This is a genomic window from Xanthomonas sp. F4 (assembly GCF_011761895.1).
The window spans coordinates 1,103,737-1,127,950 of the sequence record NZ_JAASQX010000001.1; the positions used below are offsets into that span (position 1 = coordinate 1,103,737).

General features: G+C 68.6%; 19 protein-coding genes. 8 read left to right on the forward strand and 11 right to left on the reverse strand.

The annotated features are described in order from the left end of the window. Positions 1-68: 68 nt before the first annotated feature. Complete coding sequence (locus FHR66_RS04965; protein ID WP_160968353.1) at positions 69-2,876, reverse strand: TonB-dependent receptor domain-containing protein; 2,808 nt, start codon at positions 2,874-2,876, stop codon at positions 69-71. 445 nt (positions 2,877-3,321) lie between these two features. On the opposite strand from FHR66_RS04965, the gene FHR66_RS04970 reads away from it, so the two are divergent. Beyond that, positions 3,322-4,887, forward strand: a complete 1,566-nt coding sequence (locus FHR66_RS04970) for a tetratricopeptide repeat-containing sulfotransferase family protein (protein WP_160968355.1) — start codon at positions 3,322-3,324, stop codon at positions 4,885-4,887. Between the two features lie 163 nt (positions 4,888-5,050). Here the strand turns inward: FHR66_RS04970 and FHR66_RS04975 are convergent, their stop codons facing one another. Together FHR66_RS04975 and FHR66_RS04980 are read right to left on the reverse strand one after the other, a co-directional pair. After that, entirely contained in the window at positions 5,051-5,440 is a 390-nt protein-coding gene (locus FHR66_RS04975; protein ID WP_160968357.1) for a cupin domain-containing protein, read from the reverse strand. A gap of 284 nt (positions 5,441-5,724) precedes the next feature. Beyond that, positions 5,725-8,484: a TonB-dependent receptor plug domain-containing protein gene (locus FHR66_RS04980; protein WP_160968381.1), complete on the reverse strand. Its 2,760-nt coding sequence runs from the start codon at positions 8,482-8,484 to the stop codon at positions 5,725-5,727. Positions 8,485-9,249: 765 nt separating this feature from the next. On the opposite strand from FHR66_RS04980, the gene apbC reads away from it, so the two are divergent. The 3 genes from apbC to FHR66_RS04995 all read left to right on the forward strand — a co-directional run bounded on the left by apbC (position 9,250) and on the right by FHR66_RS04995 (position 11,372). Continuing rightward, a complete protein-coding gene (gene apbC, locus FHR66_RS04985) occupies positions 9,250-10,101 on the forward strand; it encodes an iron-sulfur cluster carrier protein ApbC (protein ID WP_160968359.1) in 852 nt (283 codons plus the stop codon). A 130-nt stretch (positions 10,102-10,231) separates the two neighbouring features. Further along, positions 10,232-10,804 carry a dCTP deaminase gene (dcd, locus tag FHR66_RS04990; RefSeq protein ID WP_010340509.1) on the forward strand — a complete coding sequence of 191 codons (573 nt, stop codon included), beginning with the start codon at positions 10,232-10,234 and terminating at the stop codon, positions 10,802-10,804. A gap of 40 nt (positions 10,805-10,844) precedes the next feature. Then, the gene (locus FHR66_RS04995; protein ID WP_160968361.1) at positions 10,845-11,372 is read left to right on the forward strand and encodes an RDD family protein; all 528 of its coding nucleotides are present in this window, start codon (positions 10,845-10,847) and stop codon (positions 11,370-11,372) included. 128 nt (positions 11,373-11,500) lie between these two features. Here the strand turns inward: FHR66_RS04995 and FHR66_RS05000 are convergent, their stop codons facing one another. From FHR66_RS05000 to FHR66_RS05010, 3 genes are read right to left on the reverse strand one after another with little or no spacing between them, the layout of a single operon-like run. After that, a complete protein-coding gene (locus FHR66_RS05000; protein WP_003467495.1) occupies positions 11,501-11,668 on the reverse strand; it encodes a LiaI-LiaF-like domain-containing protein in 168 nt (55 codons plus the stop codon). A 28-nt stretch (positions 11,669-11,696) separates the two neighbouring features. Next, positions 11,697-12,104, reverse strand: coding sequence for an HIT domain-containing protein (locus FHR66_RS05005; RefSeq protein WP_160968363.1), 408 nt, complete (start codon positions 12,102-12,104; stop codon positions 11,697-11,699). 8 nt (positions 12,105-12,112) lie between these two features. Further along, on the reverse strand, positions 12,113-12,775 hold the full coding sequence (locus FHR66_RS05010; RefSeq protein WP_160968365.1) for a dienelactone hydrolase family protein: 663 nt from the start codon (positions 12,773-12,775) through the stop codon (positions 12,113-12,115). 157 nt (positions 12,776-12,932) lie between these two features. Here FHR66_RS05010 and rimO point away from each other — a divergent pair, with 157 nt between their 5' ends. Further along, a complete protein-coding gene (rimO, locus tag FHR66_RS05015; protein ID WP_167087540.1) occupies positions 12,933-14,324 on the forward strand; it encodes a 30S ribosomal protein S12 methylthiotransferase RimO in 1,392 nt (463 codons plus the stop codon). 39 nt (positions 14,325-14,363) lie between these two features. Here the strand turns inward: rimO and greB are convergent, their stop codons facing one another. Further along, a complete protein-coding gene (greB, locus tag FHR66_RS05020; RefSeq protein WP_160970562.1) occupies positions 14,364-14,870 on the reverse strand; it encodes a transcription elongation factor GreB in 507 nt (168 codons plus the stop codon). A gap of 108 nt (positions 14,871-14,978) precedes the next feature. Between greB and FHR66_RS05025 the strand changes: the two genes are divergently transcribed. After that, complete coding sequence (locus FHR66_RS05025) at positions 14,979-16,418, forward strand: rhomboid family intramembrane serine protease (protein WP_160970561.1); 1,440 nt, start codon at positions 14,979-14,981, stop codon at positions 16,416-16,418. A 52-nt stretch (positions 16,419-16,470) separates the two neighbouring features. Here FHR66_RS05025 and FHR66_RS05030 read toward each other — a convergent pair whose 3' ends face one another. Next, on the reverse strand, positions 16,471-17,751 hold the full coding sequence (locus FHR66_RS05030) for a DUF4013 domain-containing protein (RefSeq protein ID WP_160970560.1): 1,281 nt from the start codon (positions 17,749-17,751) through the stop codon (positions 16,471-16,473). Between the two features lie 245 nt (positions 17,752-17,996). Here FHR66_RS05030 and nudK point away from each other — a divergent pair, with 245 nt between their 5' ends. Next, positions 17,997-18,599, forward strand: coding sequence for a GDP-mannose pyrophosphatase NudK (gene nudK / locus FHR66_RS05035; protein ID WP_160970559.1), 603 nt, complete (start codon positions 17,997-17,999; stop codon positions 18,597-18,599). 213 nt (positions 18,600-18,812) lie between these two features. Here the strand turns inward: nudK and FHR66_RS05040 are convergent, their stop codons facing one another. Further along, on the reverse strand, positions 18,813-20,318 hold the full coding sequence (locus FHR66_RS05040; protein WP_160970558.1) for a helicase HerA-like domain-containing protein: 1,506 nt from the start codon (positions 20,316-20,318) through the stop codon (positions 18,813-18,815). A 332-nt stretch (positions 20,319-20,650) separates the two neighbouring features. On the opposite strand from FHR66_RS05040, the gene FHR66_RS05045 reads away from it, so the two are divergent. Further along, on the forward strand, positions 20,651-22,249 hold the full coding sequence (locus FHR66_RS05045) for a transglycosylase SLT domain-containing protein (RefSeq protein ID WP_160970557.1): 1,599 nt from the start codon (positions 20,651-20,653) through the stop codon (positions 22,247-22,249). A 402-nt stretch (positions 22,250-22,651) separates the two neighbouring features. On the opposite strand, the gene asd is transcribed toward FHR66_RS05045, so the two are convergent. Beyond that, the gene (asd, locus tag FHR66_RS05050; RefSeq protein ID WP_167087543.1) at positions 22,652-23,497 is read right to left on the reverse strand and encodes an archaetidylserine decarboxylase; all 846 of its coding nucleotides are present in this window, start codon (positions 23,495-23,497) and stop codon (positions 22,652-22,654) included. Then, positions 23,494-24,144, reverse strand: coding sequence for an SCO family protein (locus tag FHR66_RS05055; protein ID WP_160970555.1), 651 nt, complete (start codon positions 24,142-24,144; stop codon positions 23,494-23,496). Before FHR66_RS05055 ends, asd begins: the two co-directional genes overlap by 4 nt. Positions 24,145-24,214: the final 70 nt, after the last annotated feature.

Genomic DNA, 24,214 nt, shown 5'->3' on the forward strand with positions numbered 1-24,214 from the left:
TGCATGATTGCACACAGCGAGAGCCCGGATGCCGGGCTCTCGCTGACCTTCCTTGCGGGTGGCGCGGCTCAGCGGAAGCGGTACTGGAACTCCGCCGCCACTTCGCGGCCATACGGGCTGTAGGCGCGCCAGAAGTACGGATACGTGTTGTAGCCGCTGTCCTTCGGGTGGGTCTTGTCGAACACGTTGTTGACGTAGAAGTTGACCGTCAGCTTGTCGGTCAGCTTCTTGCCCACGTTCGCGTTCCAGATGAAGTACGGCGCGATGCGGCCGCTCTCCTGCCAGTTCGGTAGGCTGCCGTAGCGGATCATGAACACCGCTGCCTGCCAGTCGTTCTTCTGCCAGGTCGCGGTGGTGCGGATGCGGCTGCGGAAGTCGAAGTTGCCCAGGTCGTCGCGGTAGTCGAGCACCGGGTCGCCCTTGAACTCGGCCGACTTCTGCTCGAGGGTGTGCGAGTAGCCCACCTGGAAGCGGAAGTCGCCCAACCGGTCGGTGTCGAGGCGGTAGTCCAGCGATGCATCGATGCCCTTGGTGCCGAGGAAGGCGCGGTTGATCGGACCGCGACGGATCTCGGTGATCTGGCCGTCGTTCGGCGTGCCCGGCGCGCTGAGGCGGCTGACCCGCGACAGCATGTCGTTGCAGAACGCCGAGCCCGGCGCACCCAGGGTGAACGGGTTGCGGTTGCGGGTCAGTCCGGTCACGCAGCCGGCTTCGCCGTCGAGGATGTAGGTGGAGGTGATGTCGGCCACCACGTTCTTCAGGCGAATGTCGTAGTAGTCGGCGGTGACCGACAGGCCGTCGATCACGTCCCACACGAAGCCGGCGGTCCACGAAGTGCCGGTTTCCTCGGACAGGGCGGTGGTGCCCTGGCGCACGCCATAGGCGGTGTAGTTCACCGTGGTGTCCGAGGCCGGGCACTGCGCCGCGGCGCGGCCGCTTTCCAGGCAGCGACGGGTGTCGAAGATGCTGGAGAACGTGCCGCTGCGATCGGCGAACACGTAATGCAGGTCCGGCGCGCGGAAGCTGGTGGAGTAGGAGCCTCGGAACAGCAGGTTGTCCAGCGGACGCCATTCCAGGCCGGCGTTCCAGGTCTTGGCGTCGTCCACCGCGGTGACGTCGTCGTACTTGTCCAGACGTCCGGCCAGGTGCGCCTTCAGCGAACTGAGGATCGGAATCGACAGCTCCACGCCCAGCGCATAGCGGTCGCGCTTGCCGCCGCCGCCGGTACCGGTGAGGTTGTACGGACGGTCGGCGCCGGTGTAGTCGGGCAGGATGCGCGGGTCGGCGTTGAGCTTGTACTCCTGCTGCGAGGCTTCGACGATGCCGGCGAAGCCCAGCGCGCCGGCCGGCAGCTCGAACAGGTCGCCGGAGAGGACGAAGCTGCCCTGGTTGACGTGCGAGTTGGCGTCGGTCTTGACCGTGGTGCTCAGCGCCGCGAACTCGTCCGGGGTCAGTGCGCTGTAGTAGCGCTGCTGGTTCAGGCGATACACCGGATAGGAGACGCCGCCGACCACGCGGGTGCCCAGCTGCTGGCCGAGGAAGTAATCGTTGACCGCCGACGCCACCAGGCGCGGCCGGTCGACCTTGACCTTGTACTCGGCGCGCGACAGGGTCAGGTCCCAGTCGAAGCGCTCGCCCCACTTGCCGCGCAGGCCGGCGGCGAAGTCGTAGGACTTCTCCTTGTTGCGCGCCATCAGGTGCTCGACGCCGCCGGCTTCCTGCGGGGCGAACACCCGCTGCGCGTCGACCAGCGCATTGAAGCCGGGATCGAACCACAGCGCGCCACTGGTGCGGCCGGACCAGAACTGGGTGCCCGAGGTGTACTTGGACTCGGACGACCAGGCCTGCAGGCTGGCCCAGCCCTGCATGCCGCCGTCGAAATCGAAGGTGCCGTAGGCGTAGCCGGACAGGTCGTTGTTCTCGTTGCGGATGGTCTGGTAGGCCGGATCCTTGAAGGTGCCGCAGGCCTGGCCGAGGTTGGTGATGGCGCCGGCGGCGCTGGCGCTGCGGTAGTTCCAGCGCACCCACTCGTCGCCCAGCTGTTCGCAGGCGCCGGCCGGCGGCGCGAAGTAGGAGTTGGTGGTCGAGCCGGTACGGCGGCGCACGCGCATGGTGCCGGTCGGCTGGATGCCGACGAAGTCCGGCGGCAACGGATTGTCCAGCGTCGAATCCATGAAGTCGCGCTGGTAGCCGTACAGCGGCTCGCCAGCGGTGTACTCGAAGGCGTAGGTCAGGCTCCAGCGGTCGCCGGTCTTGCCGCCGATCCACTGGAAGTCGCCGGTGTCGCCGCCGCCGCGGGTCAGGGTGCTGCCGCGCAGCTTGACCAGGTCGCCCTCGTAGTTGGTCTTGAGGATGATGTTGACCACGCCGGCGACCGCGTCGGAGCCGTAGATGGCCGAGGCGCCGCCGGCGAGGATCTCGATGCGGTCGACCGCCGCGGCCGGGATGTTGCCGAAGTTGGCGAAGTTGCTCTGGCCGTTGTAGGGCAGCGGGTAGTCCGCGGCGCGGCGGCCGTTGATCAGCAGCAGGGTGCGGCCGGGGCCGAGCCCGCGCAGGTTGATCACGCTGGCGTTGGGGGTGAAGCCGCCCTGGAACAGCTCGTTCTGGGTGGAGCCGGACGCCTGGGTGAGCGTGCTCAGCGCGTCGAAGACGGTGTTGAAGCCTTCGCGCTCGATCTGTGTGGCGGAAATGATGGTGACGGGCGAGGGACCCTCGACCTCGGTGCGCTGGATGCGCGAGCCGGTCACGGTCACCTTGTCCAGCGTATGCGCCTTGGCGCCGGTGGCCTCGGTCAGTTGTTCCGTTTCAGATTCCTGGCTCGGGTTCTGGCTTTGCGCCAGCGCCGGTGCGACAGGCAGGGCCAGAATGGCGGACACAGCAACGACCAGAAGACTCCGCTTGGGAGTCGGTGCTTTGACTGACATTGACAAATTTCCCCTTGATGCATGTGCAGTACCCGGGTCCCTTCCTGGACAGGTACGTGTAGAGAGTGTGAGGTCCGTTTCACGTTTCTTGACCGTAGCATGAACGAATCGGAAAAGTAACGAAAAATTTGCGTTACATGACATGTTTCTGAAGCGGGCTTGCTGTATGGGGAGCCTCGGCGTGTCGCTCGCTTTGGCGACGTGTGGCGCAACCCCTTGTCGTGAGGTGTCTGGACCTGCGCAGGTGTCGTTTCGCACCCCTGCGGCCGCATGCGTCAGTCGTGGGCGGAAGACACTGCACATGCACGCGAATGCTGCGCTGCGGTCATAATCGGAGACTGCCGCGCGCGCCTGCGTGCCGCCGCGGCCAGCCTTCCAGGGGAGATCGGGCGCATCCATGAGCGAACAGGTTCAGCTCTACAACCAGGCCATCGCTGCGCTCAATCGCAGCGACTGGCCGCAGGCGCTGCGGATCGCGCAGTTGCTGCTGCAGGCCTTGCCGCAGCATCCGGGCGTGCATTTCGTCGCCGGTGTGGCGGCGCTGGAGCTGCAGCAGATGCAGGCCGCGGCCGTGCATCTGCACCAGGCGGCGACGCTGAATCCCGAGCGCGCCGACTACGCGGCGCAACTGGCGCGGGTGCTGGCGATGGGCCGGTTCCTGCAGGATGCGCACCGGTTCGCCGATCATGCGATGGCGCTGCAGCCCACCGATGCGCATACCCTGGACACGCTGGGCGTGGTCTACAGCCAGGTCAACGAACACGCCGCCTCGCTGCAGGCGTTCACGCGCGCGGTGCAGGCGGCGCCGCAGCAGGCCAGCTTCCGTTACAACCTGGGGACCTCGCTGCTGTTCTCCGGCAGGCTGCAGGAGGCCGAGGCCGAATACCGCGCCTGCCTCGCGCTGGAGCCGCGCTACTGGAAGGTGTATCTGTCGCTGTCGCAACTGCGCAAGTGGACGCCGGAAGAGAACAATCTGGAGATGCTCGACGCCGCGCTGGCGTCGGCCGGCGACGATCCGGACGCGGTGCTGCATCTGAACCTGGCGCTGGCCAAAGAGCACGAGGACCTTGGCGATTACCGCGCGGCGTTCCGCGGCTATGTGCAGGGAAAGTCGGTGCACAAGCGTGCGCGCGGCTACACCTCCGAGCGCGACGCGCGCCTGTTCGACGCCCTGCAGCGGACCTTCCGCGCCGACGACGCGCCGGTGGCGGGTTTCGAGAGCGAGGAACCGATCTTCGTGATCGGCATGCCGCGCAGCGGCACCACGCTGGTGGACCGGATCCTGTCCAGCCATCCGCAGGTGCATTCGGCGGGCGAGCTGCAGAACTTTTCGGTGGTGCTCAAGCGCCTGACCGGCACGCCGTCGCCGGAGATCCTCGACGAAGCCACGCTGAGCCAGGTGCAGGGACTGGACTGGCGTGCGCTCGGCCGCGGCTATGTCGAATCCACGCGCCCGGGCACCGCACTGAAGCCGCGCTTCGTGGACAAGCTGCCGCACAACTTCCTCTATACCGGCCACATCGCGCGCGCCTTGCCGAAGGCGAAGATCGTGTGCCTGCGGCGCGATCCGATGGACACCTGCCTGAGCAACTTCCGCCAGCTGTTCGCGCTGTCGTCGCCGTACTACGACTATTCCTTCGACCTGATGGACGTCGGCCGCTACTTCCTGATGTTCGACCGGCTGATGGCGCACTGGAACGAGATGCTGCCGCAGCGCATCCTGCAGGTCGACTACGAGGACCTGGTGACCGCGCAGGAGCCGACCACTCGGCGGCTGCTGGACTTCTGCGGCCTGCCCTGGGACGAGGCCTGCCTGCACTTCGAGCAGAACCAGGCGCCGGTGGCCACCGCCAGCGTGGTGCAGGTGCGCACGTCGATGACGCGTTCCTACATGGGCCGCTGGCAGCGCTATGGCGAGGATATGGACGAGCTCAAGGCGCTGTTGTCGGCGTTCTATCCCTAACGGCCGGACCGTACGCCCGGCCAGTCCCTGCCGCTCCGTCACCGGTCGCGATCGCGTCCACGTCCGACGCGCGCCCTTGCGCGCGCTGCACGCAAGGGCGGCATGTTTTGCGTTGCGTTCCTGAGCGCGGCGACGCTGCCGCTACGCGCGTGGCGGGTGTCGCCTAGTCCAGATCGGTCTGGATCCAGGTCGGCGAATGATGGATGTCCATCGTCTGCAGTCGGCCCGGACCCAGGTTCTCGAACCGGTGCGGCACGCCGGCGGGACCGAAGACCACTTCTCCGGCCGCGGCCTCGAGCGTGCTGTCGCCGACGAAGAAGCGCGCACGTCCGACCAGGACCACGAAGGTCTCGTCGTACGGATGGACATGGCGCGGCGGGCCATCGCCGATCGCATCCGTGCCGTAGGTCAGCACGGTGACCGCGCCGCCCAACGCGGCGCCGGCGACGACGCCGTGCCACGGCGGCGGCGTGTCCGCGTCGAACAGCCGTGCCTGCGTGGCCGGCCGCCCATCCGCGATGAAGGTGGCGGGATCGAAGTCGCGACGTGGCATTGGCTGCTCCATGAAACGTAGTGCGCCATCAGGGGATGCCGACGCGGATGCCCCGCGTCGGCGACGATGGATCGGCTGGGCGCGATTACATCATGGGCGATTGGTGCTGGCTGACACGATATCGGAACGCTGCCGTGCGCAAACCGCGCGAGCCTGGCGGAGCTTGTCGAACGCGCAAGATGGAGGGGCGTCTGCACTGGCCTGGTCGGCTGCGCAGGCCGCGAACGCGAGGCAAAAAAAAGCCCACCCTTGCGGGTGGGCTCTGTGATTACCTGCGCGTCGGCTTACTTGCCGAACGAGTAACGCATTTCCAGGTAGTAGGCACGGCCGTACGCATCGAAGTTGTAGTCGTTGTACGCCCACTGCGCACTGCCCGGGTAGGACTTGTCCAGCGGCGGCATCTTGTTGAACACGTTGGTCATCATCAGCGACAGCTCCATGCCCTCGAACGCCTTGTAGGTGACGCTGGCGTTGTGGGTGATGTGCGACGGCAGCTTGCCGGCGCGCGGAGAGGCATAGCCAGCCGGGGCGACGGTCGCCGCGTAGTTCGGGGTCTTGTCGAACCAGCTCGCGTACCAGGTGGTCGAGAACTTGCCGATGTCCCAGGTCAGCGAGGCGTCGGCCTTGCGCTTCGGATCGGTGCTCCAGTACGGATCGTTCAGCAGGTCGACCGGCGTGTCGCCCGTGTAGCGCACGTACTTGTGGCGCAGGTTCTCGCTGTAGCTGGCGATGGTGCTCAGGTCGCCCCAGCGGCCGAAGTCGTAGCCATAGCGGAACGAGGCGGTGACCGCTTCCAGCTTCTGGTTGGAGACGTTGATCTTTGGCGTGTAGATGTTGGTGATCTGGCCGGCCGCATTGCGAGTGACCTGGGCGAACGTGGCCTGGCACAGTGCCGAGGCGGCATCGTCGATGCCGGCACGGCAGCGGTAGTCCTGCAGGCTCAGGCCGTCGGCGCTCTGCTGGGTGACCTCATCGCTGATGTCCCAGTTGAGGTAGTCGACGGTCAGCGCCATGCGGTCGACCGGCGACCACACGAAGCCCGCGCTCCACACATCGGCGTTGATCGGCTTCAGGTCCAGGCTGCCCGACTGCGTGCCGCGGAACTGACGGCTCGAGTACGCCTGCGGGCAGTTATCGGTATTGCCCGGCAGATAGCCGCGCTGCGCGCACTGGTAGTAGTCGACGACGCTGCTGTAGTAGCCGCTCTGGCCCTGGTACAGATCGGACAGGGTCGGCGCGCGGAACGCGGTGCCGTACTTGCCGCGCAGCAGCAGGGTCTCGAACGGACGGTACTCCAGCGAGATGCTGTAGGTCGGCTTGTCGATGGTGCGGCCGCTGGCCTTGAACGCATCGTAGCGACCGGCCAGGGTGATGGTCAGCGGATCGAAGACCGGCATGCGCAGTTCCGAGGTCAGCGCGTAGCGGTCGCGCTGGCCGCCGCCGGCCACCGAGGTCAGGCCCCAGACTTCGCCATTGAGGATCACCGGATCCGGATCGTAGTCCCACTTCTGCTTGCCGTACTCGCCGACCACGGCCAGGCCGGCGTCGCCGCCGGGCAGGCTGAACAGCTTGGCGTTGGTCGCCTGCACGCGAAGCATGCCGTCGGAGGTCTTGCTCTTGTTGGTGGCCTGGCCGGTGAAGCTGGCGAAGTCCGCCTGGCTGATCGGCGAGTAGAACGCCGCATAGTTCGGCGAATACACCGGATAGGCGCCGTACAGCGGATCCAGGCCCTGCTGCGGGCCCAGCACGCGGTTCACGAAGAACTGGTCGATCGCGTTCTTGTAGCGGACCAGCTGGCGCTCCTCCAGCTTGTACTGGGTGTAGGTGACGCCGGCATCGTAGTCCCAGCTCGACTGGCCGAGCTGGCCCTGGGCGCCGAAGGTCACACGCACCGAGTCGCTCTTGTTGCGGCTCATCGTGTCCTTGATGCCGTTGACGCCCATTTCTTCCGGGGCGAACGAGCGCTGCAGGTTCAGCAGGTCGCCGACTTTCGGATCGTAGTAGTAACCGAAGTCGGCGGCGGTGCCCCACCAGATGTAGCTGGAGCCGGAGTTGAACTTGACCTCGTCGTGGCTGTAGAGCACGTCGCCGTACAGCTGCACGTTGTCGTTCAGGTCATGGGTGCCGTGGATATAGGCCTGCAGCGACTTGGTGCCGCTGTCCAGGGTGCGGTAGCCCGGGGTGTACTTGGAGCCGCAGTAGTAGGTGTCGCCGAAGCCCGGACGCTGCTGCTTGGCGATGGTGCCGCCGAACAGGCCGGACACGTTGTTGCAGTTGTTCGGGTCGAGGAACTTGTAGCTGGTGAACGGGCTGTAGACCAGGAAGTCGCGGCTCGGCAGCTGGGCGTTGTAGCCCTGGGTGTTGAACTGCTTGGTCAGGTCGCGCTGGTAGGCCCAGATCGGATCCTTCTCTTCGTACTGCACGCCGCCCAGCACGCTGGTGCGGCCGTCGGCCGAGGTCCAGCCGTCGGCGAAAGTGGTGCGGAAGTTGCTGCCGCCGCCCTCGGAATAGCCGCCGCCGCGGATGCTGAACACCGCGCCGTCCATCTTCTTCTTGAGGATGACGTTGATCACGCCGGCGATCGCGTCGGAGCCGTACAGCGACGACTGGCCGCCCGGCAGGATTTCGATGCGGTCGACCAGGTCGATCGGAATGCCGCTGATGTTGTTGAACGTGTCGCTGCCGTTGTACAGCGCCGGATAGTTCGACATCGGACGGCCGTCGATCAGGTACTTCACGTAGCCCGGCGGCAGGCCGAACAGGCTCACCGTCTTCGCGCCCTGGGTGAAGGTGCCCGAGCTCTGCCCGCCCTGCACGCCACCGGTGGCGAACGAGCTCTTCTGCAGCACGTCGGCGACGGTGCTGAAGCCGCGCGCCTTGATCTCTTCGGCGTTGATCGTGGTGACCGGGGTGGCGGTCTCGATCTCGGTCTGCGGAATCAGCGAGCCGGTGACGGTGATCTTGTCGAGATTCGTCGCCTTGTCGGTCTTGTCATCGGTCGTGGCGTCCTGCGCGAAGGCGGCGAACGCGGCCGGAACAAGCATGGCGGAGGCCAGCGCGGCACTCAGGTGGCTGTGCTTGAAACTACGAGTATGACGAGCAGTCATCTTTCTCTATCCCCGAAAATCAATCGATAAGGCGAGGGGCCTCGTGCCGCGACATGTGCCTTGAAAGTGGGGTCGCATCCTGCGACCAACCCAAACGTAACACGGACTTAACGCAGTTTGTACGTGGCTGTCACTTTTTTCGTCTACAAGCGAAAAGTGCGGCGATCGGGCAGGAAACGTCGGCAAACGCCGGGTCCTGGCGCCCGCGTAGACAAATTTCGCGCTGCTTTGCACCATTACGGGGCGTTGCTGGTACAGGTTTCTGAATGATGTGGCGTCGGCGGTGGCCAGGCGTTGGAAGGCTTACGCCAACTGGGCTGGAGCGACCGCCCGCCGGCGCGGCACAGGCGCCGGCGCACCATTTCGGTGAGTACGTTTCTCCATCGTGGGGCGTGGGACTGCGGGCTGTCCCGTCAGCGGCGTGGTGCGCCTCGATCCTGGCGTCCATGTCGCGGGTGACCATGGCGAGGGCCGCCGAGAGGAGAAAGGCAGGTTGCCGCCGACGCCGGGCGCGATTTGCGCAAAGTCGCCAGCGCTCGCGTCGCCCGCGGTGCGGGACCCTGCACCGGCACACTTGTATAGTCATGTGTCTGTGCGGCCCGCGACGCTGCCGCGGTTCGCGGCCCCGTTCGCGGTCCATGTGTCCTTTTCGTCCCGCGCCCGCCTCGCGTGCGCTGCCGACGCTTCTCTATTGAGTTTCCGATGAACGAACGCCCGCGTCTCCCTGCCCATGCCGTCCAGCCCAAGCTCGCCCCGCATCCCCGCATCCGCAACGTCATCGCCGTCGGTTCCGGCAAGGGTGGGGTGGGCAAGTCCACCACCGCGGTGAACCTGGCGCTGGCCCTGCAGCGCCAGGGCGCGCGCGTCGGCGTGCTGGATGCCGACGTCTACGGCCCCAGCGTGCCGGCCATGCTCGGCCTGAGCGGGCGCCCGGACAGCCCGGACGACAAGAGCATCGAGCCGATGCGTGCCTTCGGCATCGAGGCGATGTCGATCGGGCTGCTGGTGGACCAGGACACGCCGATGATCTGGCGCGGGCCGATGGCGACCTCGGCGCTCACCCAACTGTTCGCCGACACCCTGTGGGACGACCTGGACTACCTGCTGATCGACCTGCCGCCCGGCACCGGCGACATCCAGCTGACCCTGGCGCAGAAGATTCCGGTGGCCGGCGCGGTGATCGTCACCACCCCGCAGGACATCGCCACGCTGGATGCGAAGAAGGCGCTGAAGATGTTCGAGAAAGTCGAGGTGCCGGTGCTGGGCATCGTCGAGAACATGGCGGTGCACACCTGCAGCCACTGCGGCCACGTCGAGCATCTGTTCGGCGAGGGCGGCGGCCAGCGCATGGCGCAGCAGTACGGCGTGCCGCTGCTGGGGTCGCTGCCGCTTGCGATCGCGATCCGCGAGCAGGGCGACGCCGGTACCCCGGTGGTGGCCGCGGCGCCTGAGTCGGCCGCGGCGCAGGCTTACCTGGCCACCGCGCAGCGCCTGACCGAGGAACTGCGCAAGCGCCCGCGCGCCGCCATCCCGATCTCCGCGGCATTGCGCTGAGCGGCGCGTGGCGCCTGCCGCGAACGCCCCGCGACCGGCTAGAATCGCCGGTCATTGCGACCGGCCGCATCCGCCGGCCGCGTTCCCGGCGCCCAGGCTGCGGCCTGCCGCCACCGCATCAGGAAGCCCCATGAGCATCAAGAGCGACCGCTGGATCCGCCGCATGTCCGAACAGCACGGCATGATCGCGCCCTACGAACCGGGCCAGGTCAAGCAGGTCGACGGCCAGCGTATCGTCAGCTATGGCACCTCCAGCTACGGCTACGACGTGCGTTGCTCGCGCGAGTTCAAGGTGTTCACCAACATCAACTCGACCATCGTCGACCCCAAGCACTTCGACCCCAAGAGCTTCGTCGACATCGAGGCCGACGAGTGCATCATCCCGCCCAACAGCTTCGCGCTGGCGCGTACGGTGGAATTCTTCCGCATCCCGCGCGACACCCTGGTGGTGTGCCTGGGCAAGAGCACCTATGCGCGCTGCGGCATCATCGTCAACGTCACCCCGCTGGAGCCGGAGTGGGAAGGGCACGTGACCCTGGAATTCAGCAACACCACGCCGCTGCCGGCGCGCATCTACGCCAACGAAGGCGTGGCGCAGATGCTGTTCTTCCAGTCCGATGCCGACGACGTCTGCGAGACCAGCTACAAGGATCGCGGCGGCAAGTACCAGGGCCAGACCGGCGTGACGCTGCCCAAGACCTGACCTTTCCAACCCCGTTTTCCGACAGCACAAGGAGCGCGCAATGAACGACCCCAATCCCTACCAGGCCCCCGACGCGGCGTTGCCGCCTGCGCTGCCCGGCGCCGCCGACGGCGAGGTCCTCGCCGGCCGCGGCGAGCGCCTCGGCGCGGCGCTGATCGATGGCGTGATCTCGCTGGCGACGTTCCTGCCGGTGGCGGCGCTGACCGGCTACTTCGGCAAGGTCATGGAGGCCGCGCGCAGCGGCGTGCAGGTGTCGTTCCTGACCACGCTCGGCTATGGCGTGCTGGGCATGCTGATCTTCCTGCTGGTGCAGGGCTACCCACTGGCCAAGAGCGGGCAGACCTGGGGCAAGAAGCTGCTGTGGATCCGCATCGCCGACCTGGAGGGTGGGCAGCCGCCGTTCTGGCGCCTGATCGCGCTGCGCTATCTGCCGACCCAGGCGATCTCGCTGGTGCCGATCGTGGGCGGCATCTACGCGCTGGTGGACGCGCTGTTCATCTTCCGCCAGGACAAGCGCTGCCTGCACGACCTGATCGCCGGCACCCGCGTGGTCAACGTCCGCCGCTGAGCCCGCGGTCGCGACAACGCGCCTCGCGCCAAGCGGAGGCGCTCGCGAAAGCCGCGCGCGGCACAGCGGCTGGAGTGGGGAATCGCCCTAGCGAATCCCCACTCCCAAATCCCCAATCCCGGCCCCACCTACTTGCCGCGGCCGAACAACATGCCGACGCCGACCGCGACCAGGATCGCCGGCCACCAGGTGGCGATCAGCCGGCCAAGGCTCAGGTTGGTCCAGCCCAGGTTGTTGGCCAGGAACACCAGGCCGATCACGATCAGCACGATGGCGGCGATCACATTGGATTTCATGGAGGCGCGGCTTCCGCAAAAAGGGCGCCTATCGTAGCCGCTGGCGCCATGCCGCAACACGCGCCTGCAGTTCCTCGGCCGGCAGCCGCTGTGCCGTGCCGCTGCCCCACACCGGGCCAGGCCAGGCGGCATCGCCGGGATGCCGTCCCAGCACGTGCACGTGCAGTTGCTGCACCACGTTGCCCAGCGCGCCGATGTTGAGCTTGTGCACGCCCGGTTCCTGCCGCAGCAGTTGCGAGAGTTGGTTGATCTCGGCCAGCAGCAGGCGCTGCTGGCTGCCGTCCAGGTCGATCCACTCGCTGGCCGCGGCCACCCGCGGCACCAGCAGCAGCCAGGGGAAGCGTGCATCGTCCATCAGCCGCACCTGCGACAGCGGCCCGTCGGCGACGAACGCGCTGTCGGCCTGCAGCCGCGGGTCCAGGACGAACTCGGCCATGCCGCGGCTCAGCCCAGGTGCTCGGCGAGGAACGCCAGGCTGCGTTCGCGGGCGAGCTCGGCGCTGTCGGCGTCGTAATGGTTCGGGTCCACATGGCGGTCGAAACCGTGCCCGGCCGGATACACGAAGGTCTGCATCTGCGGCAGCTTCTCGCGGTGCTGCTGGATCGATTCGGCCGGGATGCTGCCGTCCTGCGCGCCGAAGTGGAACAGCACCGGCGCCTTCGGCGTCTCGTCCAGGAACTGGGTGTTGCGGCCGCCGTAGTAGCTCACCGAGGGCAGGCCCAGGCGCAGCGCCGCCAGCAGCGCGACGCTGCCGCCCCAGCAGTAGCCCAGCGTGCCGACCTTGCCGGCCGGCGCCAGCGCCTGCGCGGCCGCCTGCACGATGTCCAGGGCGCGGTCGAAGCCGAGCGCACCGACCAGTTCCAGGCCCTTGCGCACGCCGTCCTGGTCGTACGCCAGTTGCGCGTCCTTCTCGACCGGATCGAACAGCGCAGGCGCCAGCACTTCGTAGCCGTGCGCGGCGTAGCGGTCGGCGACCTCGCGGATGTAGTCGGTCACCCCGAAGATCTCCTGGATGACGACCAGGCCGCCGCGCGGCGTGCCTTCGGGCAGGGCGTGCCAGGCGGAAACCTGGCCGTGAGCGGTGTCGAGTGTGGTCCAGTGGCCCATGAGCGGCGTCCTGTGGGGTGGGGGAAGCGGCCGATTATCCATCGCCCGGGCTAAGCCGGGGTGAGCGGGCGCACACCGGGCCTCGGCCGCGCCGGCGGCCACGGCCCGGTATACTTCGTGCGCTGTTTTTCTCCCAGGCCCCCGGACCCCGGCCCCAATGTCTCTCGCGCCCCCCAAAGTCGGCTTCGTCAGCCTCGGCTGCCCGAAGGCCCTTGTCGATTCCGAACGCATCCTCACCCAGCTGCGCGTGGAGGGCTATGCGATCGTGCCCAGCTACGACGCGGCCGACGTGGTGGTGGTCAATACCTGCGGTTTCATCGATTCGGCGGTGGCCGAGTCGATGGAGGCGATCGGCGAGGCCATGGCCGAGAACGGCAAGGTCATCGTCACCGGTTGCCTGGGCAAGCGCTCGGAGCAGATCCGTGCGGCCTATCCGGACGTGCTGGCGGTGTCCGGCCCGCAGGACTACCAGAGCGTGATGGAAGCGGTGCATGCGGCGCTGCCGCCGCGCCACGATCCGTTCGTGGATTTGCTGCCGCGTGGCCGTGGCAGCAGCGAGGACGACATCGGCGTCAAGTTGACGCCGCGGCATTACGCCTATCTGAAGATCTCCGAAGGCTGCAATCACCGCTGCAGCTTCTGCATCATCCCGTCGATGCGCGGCGACCTGGTGTCGCGCCCGGTCGACGAGGTGCTGCGCGAGGCCGAACGCCTGGTCAAGGGCGGGGTGCGCGAGTTGCTGGTGGTGTCGCAGGACACTTCGGCCTACGGCGTGGACCTGAAGTACGCCGAGCGCGAGTGGCGTGGCCGCGCCTACCAGACGCGGATGAAGGCGCTGTGCGAGGGCCTGTCGGAACTGGGGGCGTGGGCGCGTCTGCACTACGTGTATCCGTACCCGCACGTGGACGACGTGATCCCGCTGATGGCCGAGGGCAAGCTGCTGCCGTACCTGGACATCCCGTTCCAGCATGCCAGCCCGCGCATCCTCAAGCTGATGAAGCGGCCCGGCGCGGTCGAGCGCACGCTGGAGCGCGTGCAGCGCTGGCGTGCGCTGTGCCCGGAGATCACCCTGCGCTCGACTTTCATCGTCGGCTTCCCCGGCGAGACCGACGCCGAGTTCGAGCAGTTGCTGGAGTTCCTGGACGCCGCGCAGCTCGACCGCGTCGGTGCCTTCGCCTATTCGCCGGTCGAAGGCGCCAGCGCCAACGCGTTGCCGGATCCGGTGCCGGAAGCACTCAAGCAGGAGCGGCTGGCGCGCTTCATGGAGCGGCAGGCGGCAATTTCCGCCGCGCGGCTGGAGGCCAAGATCGGCAGCGTGCAGGAGTGCCTGGTCGACCTGCTGGAGGACGGCATCGCGGTGGCGCGCTCCAAGGCCGATGCGCCGGAGATCGATGGCCTGGTGCATATCCAGAACGGCGGCGAGCTGGGGCTGAAGCCGGGCGACCTGGTGCAGGTGGAGATCACCGACAGCGACGAGCACGACCTGTTCGGCGATGCGTTGCCGGCACCGGCGGCGTCGGCAACGTCGTTGGACCTGCGGGTGCTCTGAGGCCGTAGGCGGCGTGCGTGGCGCCACGGCGCCGCGCGCTTACGGCGCAGCGTAGTCCACCGCCACCACCACGAAGCTGTGGCGGCCGCCGGGCAACTGCGCTTCCACTTCGTCGTCGACGCGCTTCTTCAGCAACGCCCGCGCCAGCGGCGAATCGATGCTGATCCAGCCGCGCGCCGCGTCGGTCTCGTCGGGGCCGACGATGCGGTAGCGGCGCAGTTCGCCGCTGTCGGCATCCTCCAGTTCGATGTGCGCACCGAAGAATACCGCCTGCGGGTCGGACGGCGCCTCGGCGACCACGCGCAGCGCTTCCAGGCGCTTGCTCAGGTAGCGCACGCGGCGGTCGATCTCGCCGAGTTGCTTCTTGCGGTAGGTGTACTCGGCGTTCTCCGAGCGGTCGCCCTCGGCCGCGGCCGCGGCCAGCGCCTTGACCACCTCGGGGCGGCGCACCCGCCATAGCTCCTCCAGCTCGGCCTTGAGCCGGGCATGGCCTTCCGGGGTGATCAGGGCGGTGCTTTTCTCGGGAGGGGGACGCCAGCGGCTCATCGGTGCGACTGCGGTGGAGCGGGGTGGCGATGCTAGCGCGTGCCTGCGGCTTGCGCACCCGCAGGCGATGGCCGAAGCTGGCGCGGCCTTGCACATGGACGTCGTTCGATGTTGATCCTGCCGCTGCACAAGCCGCTGTCGCGGGACAATTTTCCGCTGGTCACGCTGCTGCTGATCCTGCTCAACGTCGTGGTCTACGTCGGCTGGCAGCGCCACGACGGTGCGCCGCTACGGCAGGCGCAACGCGATTATCTGGATTCCGGACTCGGCGCGCTGGAAGCGCCAGCCTATGCGCGCTATCTGCAGCGCAGCGGCCAGCGCGAGGCGCTGGCACGGCTGCAGCAGGTGCCGGCGGCGGAGCGGCCGGCCTTCGTCGGCGCCGCCACCTTGCACGACGTGCGCTTCCTGCAGGCCCTGCGCAGTGGCACGGCGTTCGCGGATGCCGCCACGCAACAGGCCTGGGCGCCGCTGCGCGCGCGCTACGACGCGCTGCTGCAGCGCGTGTTCACCCTGCGCCATGTGCAGCGCAGTTCCGAATGGGCGCCGGCACGCATGCTCACGGCGGCCTTCCTGCATGCCGACGCCCTGCACCTGATCGGCAACATGCTGTTCCTGCTGGCGCTGGGCACCTTGCTGGAAGGCGCGATCGGCGGCTGGCGGTTCCTGGCGGTGTATCTGCTCGGTGCGTTCGGCGCGAGTGCGGTGAGCCTGTGGTGGCGCTGGGGCGAGGCAGGAGCCGGCCTCGGCGCCTCCGGCGCCATCGCCGCGTTGATGGGCGCGTTCTGCGTGGTGTGGGGACGGCGCCCGGTGCGCTTCTTCTACTGGGTGGCGGTGCTGTTCGACTACGTGCGCGCGCCGGCCATCGCCCTGCTGCCGCTGTGGCTGGGCTGGGAGCTGTACAACCTGCTGTTCAACGGCGATGCCGGCATCGGTTTCGACGCGCATGCCGGCGGCCTGGTGGTCGGCGCGCTGCTCGGCGCGGTGCTGGTGGCGACCGAACAGACCCGCGAGGCGTTCCTGCGCGACGATGGCGGCGCAGCGGCCGACGACCGCTGGGCGCGTGCGCTGGCGCATCTGGGGCGGATGGAACATGTCCAGGCTGGCGCGCTGCTGGATGCGCTGGCCGCCGAAGCGCCGCAGCGCTTCGATGTGGCGCTGGCGCGCTACCGCGTGGCGGCCAACGCCGGCCAGGCCGCGACGGCGCGGCTGCGGGCGCTGGCGCTGTTGCGCCTGGCGGCGCCGTCCGTGCCGGAGGCGCGACAGCAGGCCGGACTGCTGCAGGCGGCCGGTGAGCTGGATGCACCGACGCGTGCGGCGTTGTTCGTGCGCTGGATGGCGCTGGGGATGCTGGCCGAGGCCGAGACGCTGCTGGCGCAGGACGCGGTCTCGCCGCGCGAGCAGCAGGCGCAGGCCTGGTTCCGGCTCGCGCTGGGCCATGGAGAACGCCAGGCCACGACGGAGTGGCGGCGCGTGCTTGAGGCGCTGATCGTCCGCTATCCGGACCTGCCGCAGGCGGACAAGGCGCGATTCCTGCTCGCCAACGTCTGAGTGCGCTGCCTGGCGCGTGCGGGGCGCATGCCGCGTCCCGCAGGGACGCGCGCTAGACCGGCGCGATCGTCACCGCGCGCAACGCTGCCTGCAGCTTGCCGCGCTGCACGTCGTCGTCGCAACGGGTCAGGGCATCCTCCAGCAGACGACGCGCCTGCGCGTCCTCGCCGAAGCGCTCGCCCAGCAGCAAGGCGGCCTGCAGCGACCAAGTGCTGCGTTCCGGCGCGGTCGGCCAGGCGCGCAGCGCGGCCTGCAGGCCGTCGGCGGCGAGTCGGAACTGGCCCGCCAGTTGCGCGCGTTCGGCCAGCAGCGTGGCCTGTTCCGGCAGCAGCGGCACGAAGTCGGCGTCGGCATCCAGCGCCTCGCGCTGCAGGGCCAGCGCACGCCGTTCCTGCTTTTCCTGCAGCAGCCGGTGCATGTACTGGCGGGTGTGCTCGCGGCGCTCGTCGTGGCGCGCACTGCCGCGCAGCAGGCGCTGGTACAGCTCGTGCACGCCCAGGCTCACCGCGCGGGTGCGCACTTCGCTGCGCAGCACCTGCAGCGCGTCCTCGGTGTGGCCGTCGCGCACCAGGTGTTCGGCCTCGTCGAGCACGCGCTGGTCCGGGTCGTGGCGGGCGAAGGCGGTGGCCGCATCGGCGGCCGGTTCGTAGCCCAGCACGGCGTGATACTGGTAGACCAGGTAGCCCATCAGGTGGAAGGCCGCGAACAGGCCCCAGATCGTCACCACGGTGACCGCCAGGTCCGCGACCAGCGGCGGCAGGGCGCGCTGCAGCCAGGTGGCGGCGCCCAGCGCGCTGGCCTGGATCACGAACAGCAGGCCGAACGCGGCCAGGTACGGCCAGCCGATGCGCAGCGCCAGGCCGATCGACACGGCCGGGTTCAGCGCGCGGCGCAGGCTGCCGTCCATCGCCAGGGAAATCAGGAAGCCCGGCTGCAGCAATACCACCGCCAGCAGCATCAGCAGGCCGCCGACCGGCCCGGTCAGCAGCAGCGCGGCGAACACCGCCACGCCGAGCAAGATCACCAGCGCCAGCAGCCGCACGACCACGCCGTCGCCGACGTCGAAACCGCGTTCCGGTGCGTCCAGATAGCCGTCGGCGGTGTGCCGCAGGATCTCGAAGGCGTACTTGTAGATCGCCAGGGTGGTGACGATGCCCAGGATCCAGCCGATGCCGGGCAGCATTCCCAGCAGGCTGCACAGGGTCAGTGCGATCAGCGCGTACAGGGCGCCGCCACGCAGCGGATACAGCGCGATGGCGCGGGTGCGCGCCCAGAACGGTTCGGGTGTGCTGCGGTGTGCGCGGCTTGCGCCCGCGCGACGACGGTCTTCCATGACGCCCCCTGTCTACGAAGTGCGACGATTGTGCGGGTCTGTCGCGACGGGTGCAATTGGGCGCTGGCCGTGGCGGCTGTGCGGTCGCCATGGCGGGTTGTGGCACGTGGAGCGCGGCCTGCTGCGCAAAGCGCTACCCCTGTCGCAGCGCCGCCGCGTGCGCTGGCTACACTGCATGGCCGCGCGGCGAGTGCGCGTGTCGGGCATCGTGCCTGCCGCCTTGCCTTCCCTTACAGGAGTTTCGCTTGGACCCTTCTTTCGTTTCCGAAAATCCGCGCGTGCGCGTCACCAATATCGAAGTGCTGTCGGACAACTGGTACGTGTTGCGGAAGGTCAGTTTCGATTTCCAGCGCCACGACGGCAGTTGGCAGGCGCTCACGCGCGAGGCCTACGACCGCGGCAATGGCGCGACCATCCTGCTGTACAGCCGCGCCAAGGGCACGGTGATGCTGACCCGCCAGTTCCGCTTGCCGACCCTGCTCAACGGCAACCCCGACGGCATGCTGATCGAAGCCTGCGCCGGCCTGCTCGATCGCCATGATCCGGAGACCTGCATCCGCAAGGAGACCGAAGAGGAGACCGGCTACCGGATCGAGAACGTGCGCAAGGTGTTCGAGGCGTTCATGAGTCCGGGCTCGGTGACCGAGCGGCTGTACTTCTTCGTGGGTGAGTACGTCGACCGCGACAAGGTCGGTGCCGGCGGCGGCGTGGCGGCCGAGGGCGAGGAAATCGAGGTGCTGGAGCTGGCGCTCGATGCCGCGCTGGCAATGATCGACACCGGCGAGATCGCCGACGCGAAGACCATCATGCTGCTGCAGTACGCCAAGTTGCACGGGCTGTTGGGATAGCGCTGGCGCTGCGGGATGACGCGGATGCCGTAGGAGCGGCTTCAGCCGCGACCGGCATTACCGGGAAAGCCCGGTGGCGGCTAAAGCCGCTCCTACGAGTGCGATGACATACGCGCTGGCCGCGGCAAAGCGCGCTTTGCAGATGCGCTGAAGCCGTTCTGACGGGATGCCCGTGACCTGGACGCCGCGGCGCGCATATCACGCGCGCCGCGCTCAGCGCTTGCCGCCGAAGATGCTGCCGAAGATGCCGCGCACGATCTGCTGGCCGATGCGGTTGCCGATGGTGCGCGAGGTCTGCTTGGCCATCGCCTCCAGCATGCCCTGGCGGCGCTTGGTGCCGAATACCGCGTCCTTGACCGCCTGGCCGAAGCCGCTGTCCTGCGCCTCGTCCTGTTCGCGGGTGCGCGCCGGCGGCGCGGCGCTGCGGTCGGCGCTCTGCTCGACGCGGCGCGCCAGCAGTTCCGCCGCCGATTCGCGATTGACCGGGGTGTCGTAGCGCGTGCCGACCGGGCTGCCGGCGCGCACCTGCGTGCGCTCGGCCTCGGTGATCGCGCCCATGCGGCAGCGCGGCGGCGCGATCAGGGTCTGCTGCACCGGTGTCGGCACGCCCTTGTCCTGCAGCGTGGACACCAGTGCCTCGCCGGTGCCGAGTTGCGAGATGGCCTTGGCCACGTCAAGCTTGGGGTTGGCCACGAAGGTTTCGGCGGCGGTGCGCACCGCCTTCTGGTCGCGTGGGGTATAGGCGCGCAGCGCGTGCTGCACGCGATTGCCGAGCTGGCCGAGGATGCTGTCGGGCACGTCGTCCGGGAACTGCGAGCAGAAGTACACGCCCACGCCCTTGGAGCGGATCAGCCGCACCACCTGCTCGATGCGCTGCACCAGCGCCGGCGGCGCATCGTCGAACAGCAGGTGCGCCTCGTCGAACACGAACACCAGCTTGGGCTTGTCCAGGTCGCCCACTTCCGGCAGCCGTTCGAACAGTTCCGACAGCAGCCACAGCAGGAAGGTCGAGTACAGCCGCGGCTTGAGCACCAGTTGCGCGGCGGCGAGGATGCCGATCACGCCGCGGCCGTCGTGGTCGACCCGCATCAGTTCGGCCAGATCCAGCGCCGGCTCGCCGAAGAAGCCCTCGCCGCCGTCCTGCGCCAGGCGCAGCAGCGCGCGCTGGATCGCGGCCACCGACTGCGCGCTGACCAGGCCGTATTCGGTGGAGATGTCCTTGCGCTCTTCCACCACCAGCGCCAGCAGCGCGCGCAGGTCGTCCAGGTCGAGCAGCAGCAGGCCGCGGTCGTCGGCCAGCTTGAACACGATGTCGAGCACGCCGGCCTGGGTGTCGTTGAGTTCCAGCACGCGCGCCAGCAGGGTGGGGCCCATCTCGCTGACGGTGGTGCGCACCGGGTGGCCGAGCTGGCCGTACAGGTCCCAGAACACCACCGGATTGGCGGCCGGGGCGTAGTCGGCCACGCCGATCTCCCGGGCGCGCTGCAGCACCTTCTCGCTGCCGTCGCCGGGCATCGCCAGGCCGGCCACGTCGCCCTTGACGTCGGCCAGGAACACCGGCACGCCGATGCGCGAAAAGCCTTCGGCCAGGGTCATCAGGGTCACGGTCTTGCCGGTACCGGTGGCGCCGGCGACCAGGCCATGGCGATTGCCCAGGCGCGGTTGCAGCAGCACCGCGATGTCGTCGGTCACGCCTTTGCCTAGCAGGATCGGGTCCATATCGGGGTCCGCAATGAGATGCCGGGATTCTAGAGCGTCTGCGGCCTGGCCGAACGCGCGCAGGGTGCTCCGGGGCGCGCCGCGCTGCCCTGCAGAGGCGGCGCCGACTGCGAGGTCGCCTTTGCATGGTTTGGTCGTTCGCTGGTGCCGCCTGGGCGCGGTGCATCTGCAACAGCGTCGCAGCGGCTGGCGTATGCGGCGCCATGTTGCGGCGCGGGATGGCCGCCGGCGATGAACCTTGGCCCGCCGCGGGCCCGGCCGTAGCCGCGGCGACCTTGCCGCGATGCGACGGCGGGGGCTACCCTGCGGCCTTTCCGTCGCCGCGTCCCACCATGCCCCTTCCGTTCCGCTTCTCCCACGCGTGGCCCGTCGCGGCTGCCGTGGCGCTGACCTGCACCGCTCCTGCCGCCCAAGCCCGCGTGTCCGCCCGCGACCAGGCCGCCATCGCCGTCCTCGACCAGCGCCTGGCCGCCGCCGAGAAGCGCTACAACGACGCCCTGGTGCTGGTCGGCAACAGCGACCCCAAGGGCACCCAGGAAAGCGACGCCGCGCTGGAGGACATCGAGGACGTGATCCAGGCCTGCATCAAGCAGCGCGGCTGCGAGGTCGGTACCTATCTGGGCGCGTACAAGCGCCTGCTGAAGGCCAAGGCCGACGCGCAGGGCCAGGCCAGCGATGCCGATGCCACCGACGACGACTCCGCGCCGCTGCAGGCCGACCCCGACCACATCAGCCCGCTCGCCGCCGACGTGCCGGAAGCGGCGCGCGCGGCGCGCCTGCTCAACGACAAGCGCCACGCCTTCGATTCGATGGTGGAGTACAACCCGGCGGTGCAGGCCGGCATCCGCCGCTGGCTCACCGACATGCGCCCGTCGCTGATGAGCAGCTACGAGAACTACCAGAACCTGCGCGCGATCATGTGGCCGGAGTGGGAGAAGCGCGGCCTGCCGGAAGCGCTGCTGTTCGGCATCATCGCCAAGGAATCCAACGGCCGCGTGCACGCCAATTCGCGGGTGGGCGCCGCCGGGCTGATGCAGTTCATGCCGGCCACCGGGCGCCGCTTCGGCCTGGGCCCGGACGGCACCGGCTTCGATACCCGCTACGACGCGCGCAGCGCCGCTGAGGCCAGCGCCGTCTACATCAACGAGCGCATGGCCGAACTCAACCGCAGCGTGGAACTGGCCCTGGCCGGCTACAACGGCGGCGAAGGTCGCGCGGCGCGCGTGTTCAACCAGATGCAGGGCCGCAGCTTCTGGGATGCGTCGGTGTACAACCAGTTCCCGGCCGAGACCAAGGACTACGTGCCGATGGTGATCGCCGCGGCGTGGATCTTCCTGCACCCGCAGCAGTACGGCGTGGCCTTCCCCAAGATCAATGCGCAGCCGGCCACGCTGCGGCTGGCCAAGTCCACCACCATCTACGAACTGACCATCTGCCTGGGCAGCGACGGCACCCGCGACGGCTACATGCGCGCGCTGCGCAACCTCAACCCGCGCTACGAGCCGGACGGCTGGATCCCGGCCGGGGTGACCATCAACGCCAACACCAAGATCGTCGGCCTGTACAACCGCTATTGCGTCAGCGGCCCGCGCGCCGACCTGGCGCGCGCGCTGATCACCGCCGACGTCACCGCCGCGGTGCGCAGCAGCAGCCCGGCGCCGGCCGCCGACCTCACCGGCAACGTGGCGGTGGGCGACGTCAGCCCGGTCGCCGGCGTGCCGACCACGGTGGCCACCGGCCGTCCCGCGCCGGCCAAGCCCAAGCAGAAGCAAGTGCGCAACTACCGCGTGGCCAAGGGCGACACCCTGGGCCGGATCGCCGACCGTCACGACTGCGATCTGAAGGAACTGGCCAAGGCCAACGGCCTGCGCGCCCCGGGCTATGCGCTGAAGCCGGGACAATCGCTGAAGCTGGTGGGCTGCGAGAAGTAGGCCGGTTCCTTCTCCCCCGGGACCATGGCCCCCTTTTCGGGGGAAGGTGGCGCGCAGCGCCGGATGAGGGTGCGGCGGCCGCAGTATCGGATGGATGGCGTTTCGGCTATCCAGTGAGAGCCTGCGGCCCGTCACCATCAATGCGTCGGGACTGAAGTCCCCCCACAGTGGGGGACTGTGCTTCACCACCGGCTGCAAGACCCAGGCGCGATCCCATTCCTTCTCCCACTGGGAGAAGGTGGCGCGCAGCGCCGGATGAGGGTGCGGCAGCCGCAGTGTCTGACGGATGGCGTTTCTGCCATCCATTGAGAGCCTGCGGCCCGTCACCGTTCATGCGTCGGGACTGAAGTCCCTCTCACAACCGCACTCCCCACAAGGGGCCGCAGCGCGGCCCTGTACGTCTCAGCGCACCAATCGCGCCAGCGCCTGGCCCAGCCGCACCGGCGATTCCGCCTTCAGCGCCGGATCGAACGCGGCCACGCCGGGCGGCAGCAGCACGATCACCGTCGAGCCGTAGTTGAAACGCGCCATCTCCTCGAACCGCTGCAGGGTGATGCCCTTGCCGCGCCAATCCTTGCGGGTGATGCGGTCGGCGTAGCGCGGGATCTCCACGCCGCTCCACACCGTTTCCACGCCGGACACCAGCAGCGCACCGACCATCACCGAGACCATCGGGCCGAAGTCGGTGTCGAAATGGCAGGCCAGGCGCTCGTTGCGCGCGAATAGGCGCGGCACGTTGCGCACCGCGTCGGTGCCGACGCTGAACAGCCGGCCGGGCACGTGCACGGTTTCGCGCAGGGTGCCGGTCCAGGGCATGTGCACGCGGTGGTAGTCGCGCGGCGACAGGTACACCGTGGCGTACAGGCCGTTGGCGAACGGCGCCGCTGCGGTGTCGTCGCCGAGCAGTTCGGCGGCGGTGAACGACTGCCCCTTGGCCTGGAAGATGCGCCCGTCCTCGATCCGGCCGAGCTGGCTGATACGGCCATCGGCCGGCATCAGCAGCGCCTGCGGATCGGGATCGGCGACGCGTGCGCCGGGCTTCAGCGCACGGGTGAAGAAGGCATTGAAGGTCGGGTAGGCGCGCGCATCCGGTTGCGCGGCTTCGCTCAGGTCCACGCCGAAGCGGCGCACCACCGTGTCGATCAGCCACTGCTTCAGGCCGGGCCGCGACGAGTACGCCAGGCGCCGTGCCAGCGAGGACAGCAGCCGGTGCGGCAGCACGTATGTCAGGCGGGTGGTCAGGCTCATGGGGCGGTGGCCTTGGTCAGCGCCTGCAGGTCGGCGGCGATCGCGGCGGCATCGAACGGCGGGCGGATCAGCCCGGCCTGGCGGCCCTGCGGGTCGAGCACCGCGATCGCGGCGGAGTGGTCCATGCTGTAGTCGTTCGGGTTCTCGGCGTAGTGCTTGCCCGGCACCTTCTGGAACACGAAGCCCAGCGCGGTGGCGAAGCGCTCCAGCTCGGGCACGTCGGCGGTGGCGGCGATGGTGTCCTTGTGGAAGGCGTGGGCGTACTCGCCCAGCCGCGGCAGGGTGTCGCGCTGCGGGTCGACCGAGACGAACAGCACGCGCGGGCGCAGCGTGTCCGGCAGCGTCTGCCATTGCTTCTGCGCGCGCGCCAGGTCGGCCAGGGTGGTCGGGCACACGTCCGGGCAGGCGGTGAAGCCCAGGAACACCAAGGTCCAGTGGCCCTTGAGCTCGCCCGGCACCAGCGGCGTGCCGTCGGTCTGGCGCAGGTGGAAGTCGGGCAGGGGCCGCGGCTGCGGGTACATGCGCACCGTGCGGGTCTCCGGCCAGGCCGGGGCGGCGCTGCCGCCGAAGTACTTCTGGGCCAGCAGCAGCCCCAGGCCGGCGGCCAGGGCAACCACCAGGACGATGCCGAAGGTGCGGTTGAACATACTGATTTCCCATGCAACGAACGCTCATCATAGCGGCCGGGCCTCTATAATCGGGGGCCACATTGCCTTG

Excerpts from the sequence above, each read along its gene's own strand:
- asd (WP_167087543.1), bottom strand. The coding sequence starts at position 23,497 with ATGAGCCTGACCACCCGCCTGACATACGTGCTGCCGCACCGGCTGCTG.
- FHR66_RS05045 (WP_160970557.1), top strand. The coding sequence starts at position 20,651 with ATGCCCCTTCCGTTCCGCTTCTCCCACGCGTGGCCCGTCGCGGCTGCC.
- FHR66_RS05030 (WP_160970560.1), bottom strand. The coding sequence starts at position 17,751 with ATGGAAGACCGTCGTCGCGCGGGCGCAAGCCGCGCACACCGCAGCACA.
- FHR66_RS05040 (WP_160970558.1), bottom strand. The coding sequence starts at position 20,318 with ATGGACCCGATCCTGCTAGGCAAAGGCGTGACCGACGACATCGCGGTG.
- FHR66_RS04995 (WP_160968361.1), top strand. The coding sequence starts at position 10,845 with ATGAACGACCCCAATCCCTACCAGGCCCCCGACGCGGCGTTGCCGCCT.
- FHR66_RS05010 (WP_160968365.1), bottom strand. The coding sequence starts at position 12,775 with ATGGGCCACTGGACCACACTCGACACCGCTCACGGCCAGGTTTCCGCC.
- FHR66_RS04980 (WP_160968381.1), bottom strand. The coding sequence starts at position 8,484 with ATGCTTGTTCCGGCCGCGTTCGCCGCCTTCGCGCAGGACGCCACGACC.
- rimO (WP_167087540.1), top strand. The coding sequence starts at position 12,933 with ATGTCTCTCGCGCCCCCCAAAGTCGGCTTCGTCAGCCTCGGCTGCCCG.
- FHR66_RS04975 (WP_160968357.1), bottom strand. The coding sequence starts at position 5,440 with ATGCCACGTCGCGACTTCGATCCCGCCACCTTCATCGCGGATGGGCGG.
- dcd (WP_010340509.1), top strand. The coding sequence starts at position 10,232 with ATGAGCATCAAGAGCGACCGCTGGATCCGCCGCATGTCCGAACAGCAC.
- FHR66_RS05005 (WP_160968363.1), bottom strand. The coding sequence starts at position 12,104 with ATGGCCGAGTTCGTCCTGGACCCGCGGCTGCAGGCCGACAGCGCGTTC.
- FHR66_RS05055 (WP_160970555.1), bottom strand. The coding sequence starts at position 24,144 with ATGTTCAACCGCACCTTCGGCATCGTCCTGGTGGTTGCCCTGGCCGCC.
- apbC (WP_160968359.1), top strand. The coding sequence starts at position 9,250 with ATGAACGAACGCCCGCGTCTCCCTGCCCATGCCGTCCAGCCCAAGCTC.
- FHR66_RS05000 (WP_003467495.1), bottom strand. The coding sequence starts at position 11,668 with ATGAAATCCAATGTGATCGCCGCCATCGTGCTGATCGTGATCGGCCTG.
- FHR66_RS05025 (WP_160970561.1), top strand. The coding sequence starts at position 14,979 with ATGTTGATCCTGCCGCTGCACAAGCCGCTGTCGCGGGACAATTTTCCG.
- FHR66_RS04970 (WP_160968355.1), top strand. The coding sequence starts at position 3,322 with ATGAGCGAACAGGTTCAGCTCTACAACCAGGCCATCGCTGCGCTCAAT.
- greB (WP_160970562.1), bottom strand. The coding sequence starts at position 14,870 with ATGAGCCGCTGGCGTCCCCCTCCCGAGAAAAGCACCGCCCTGATCACC.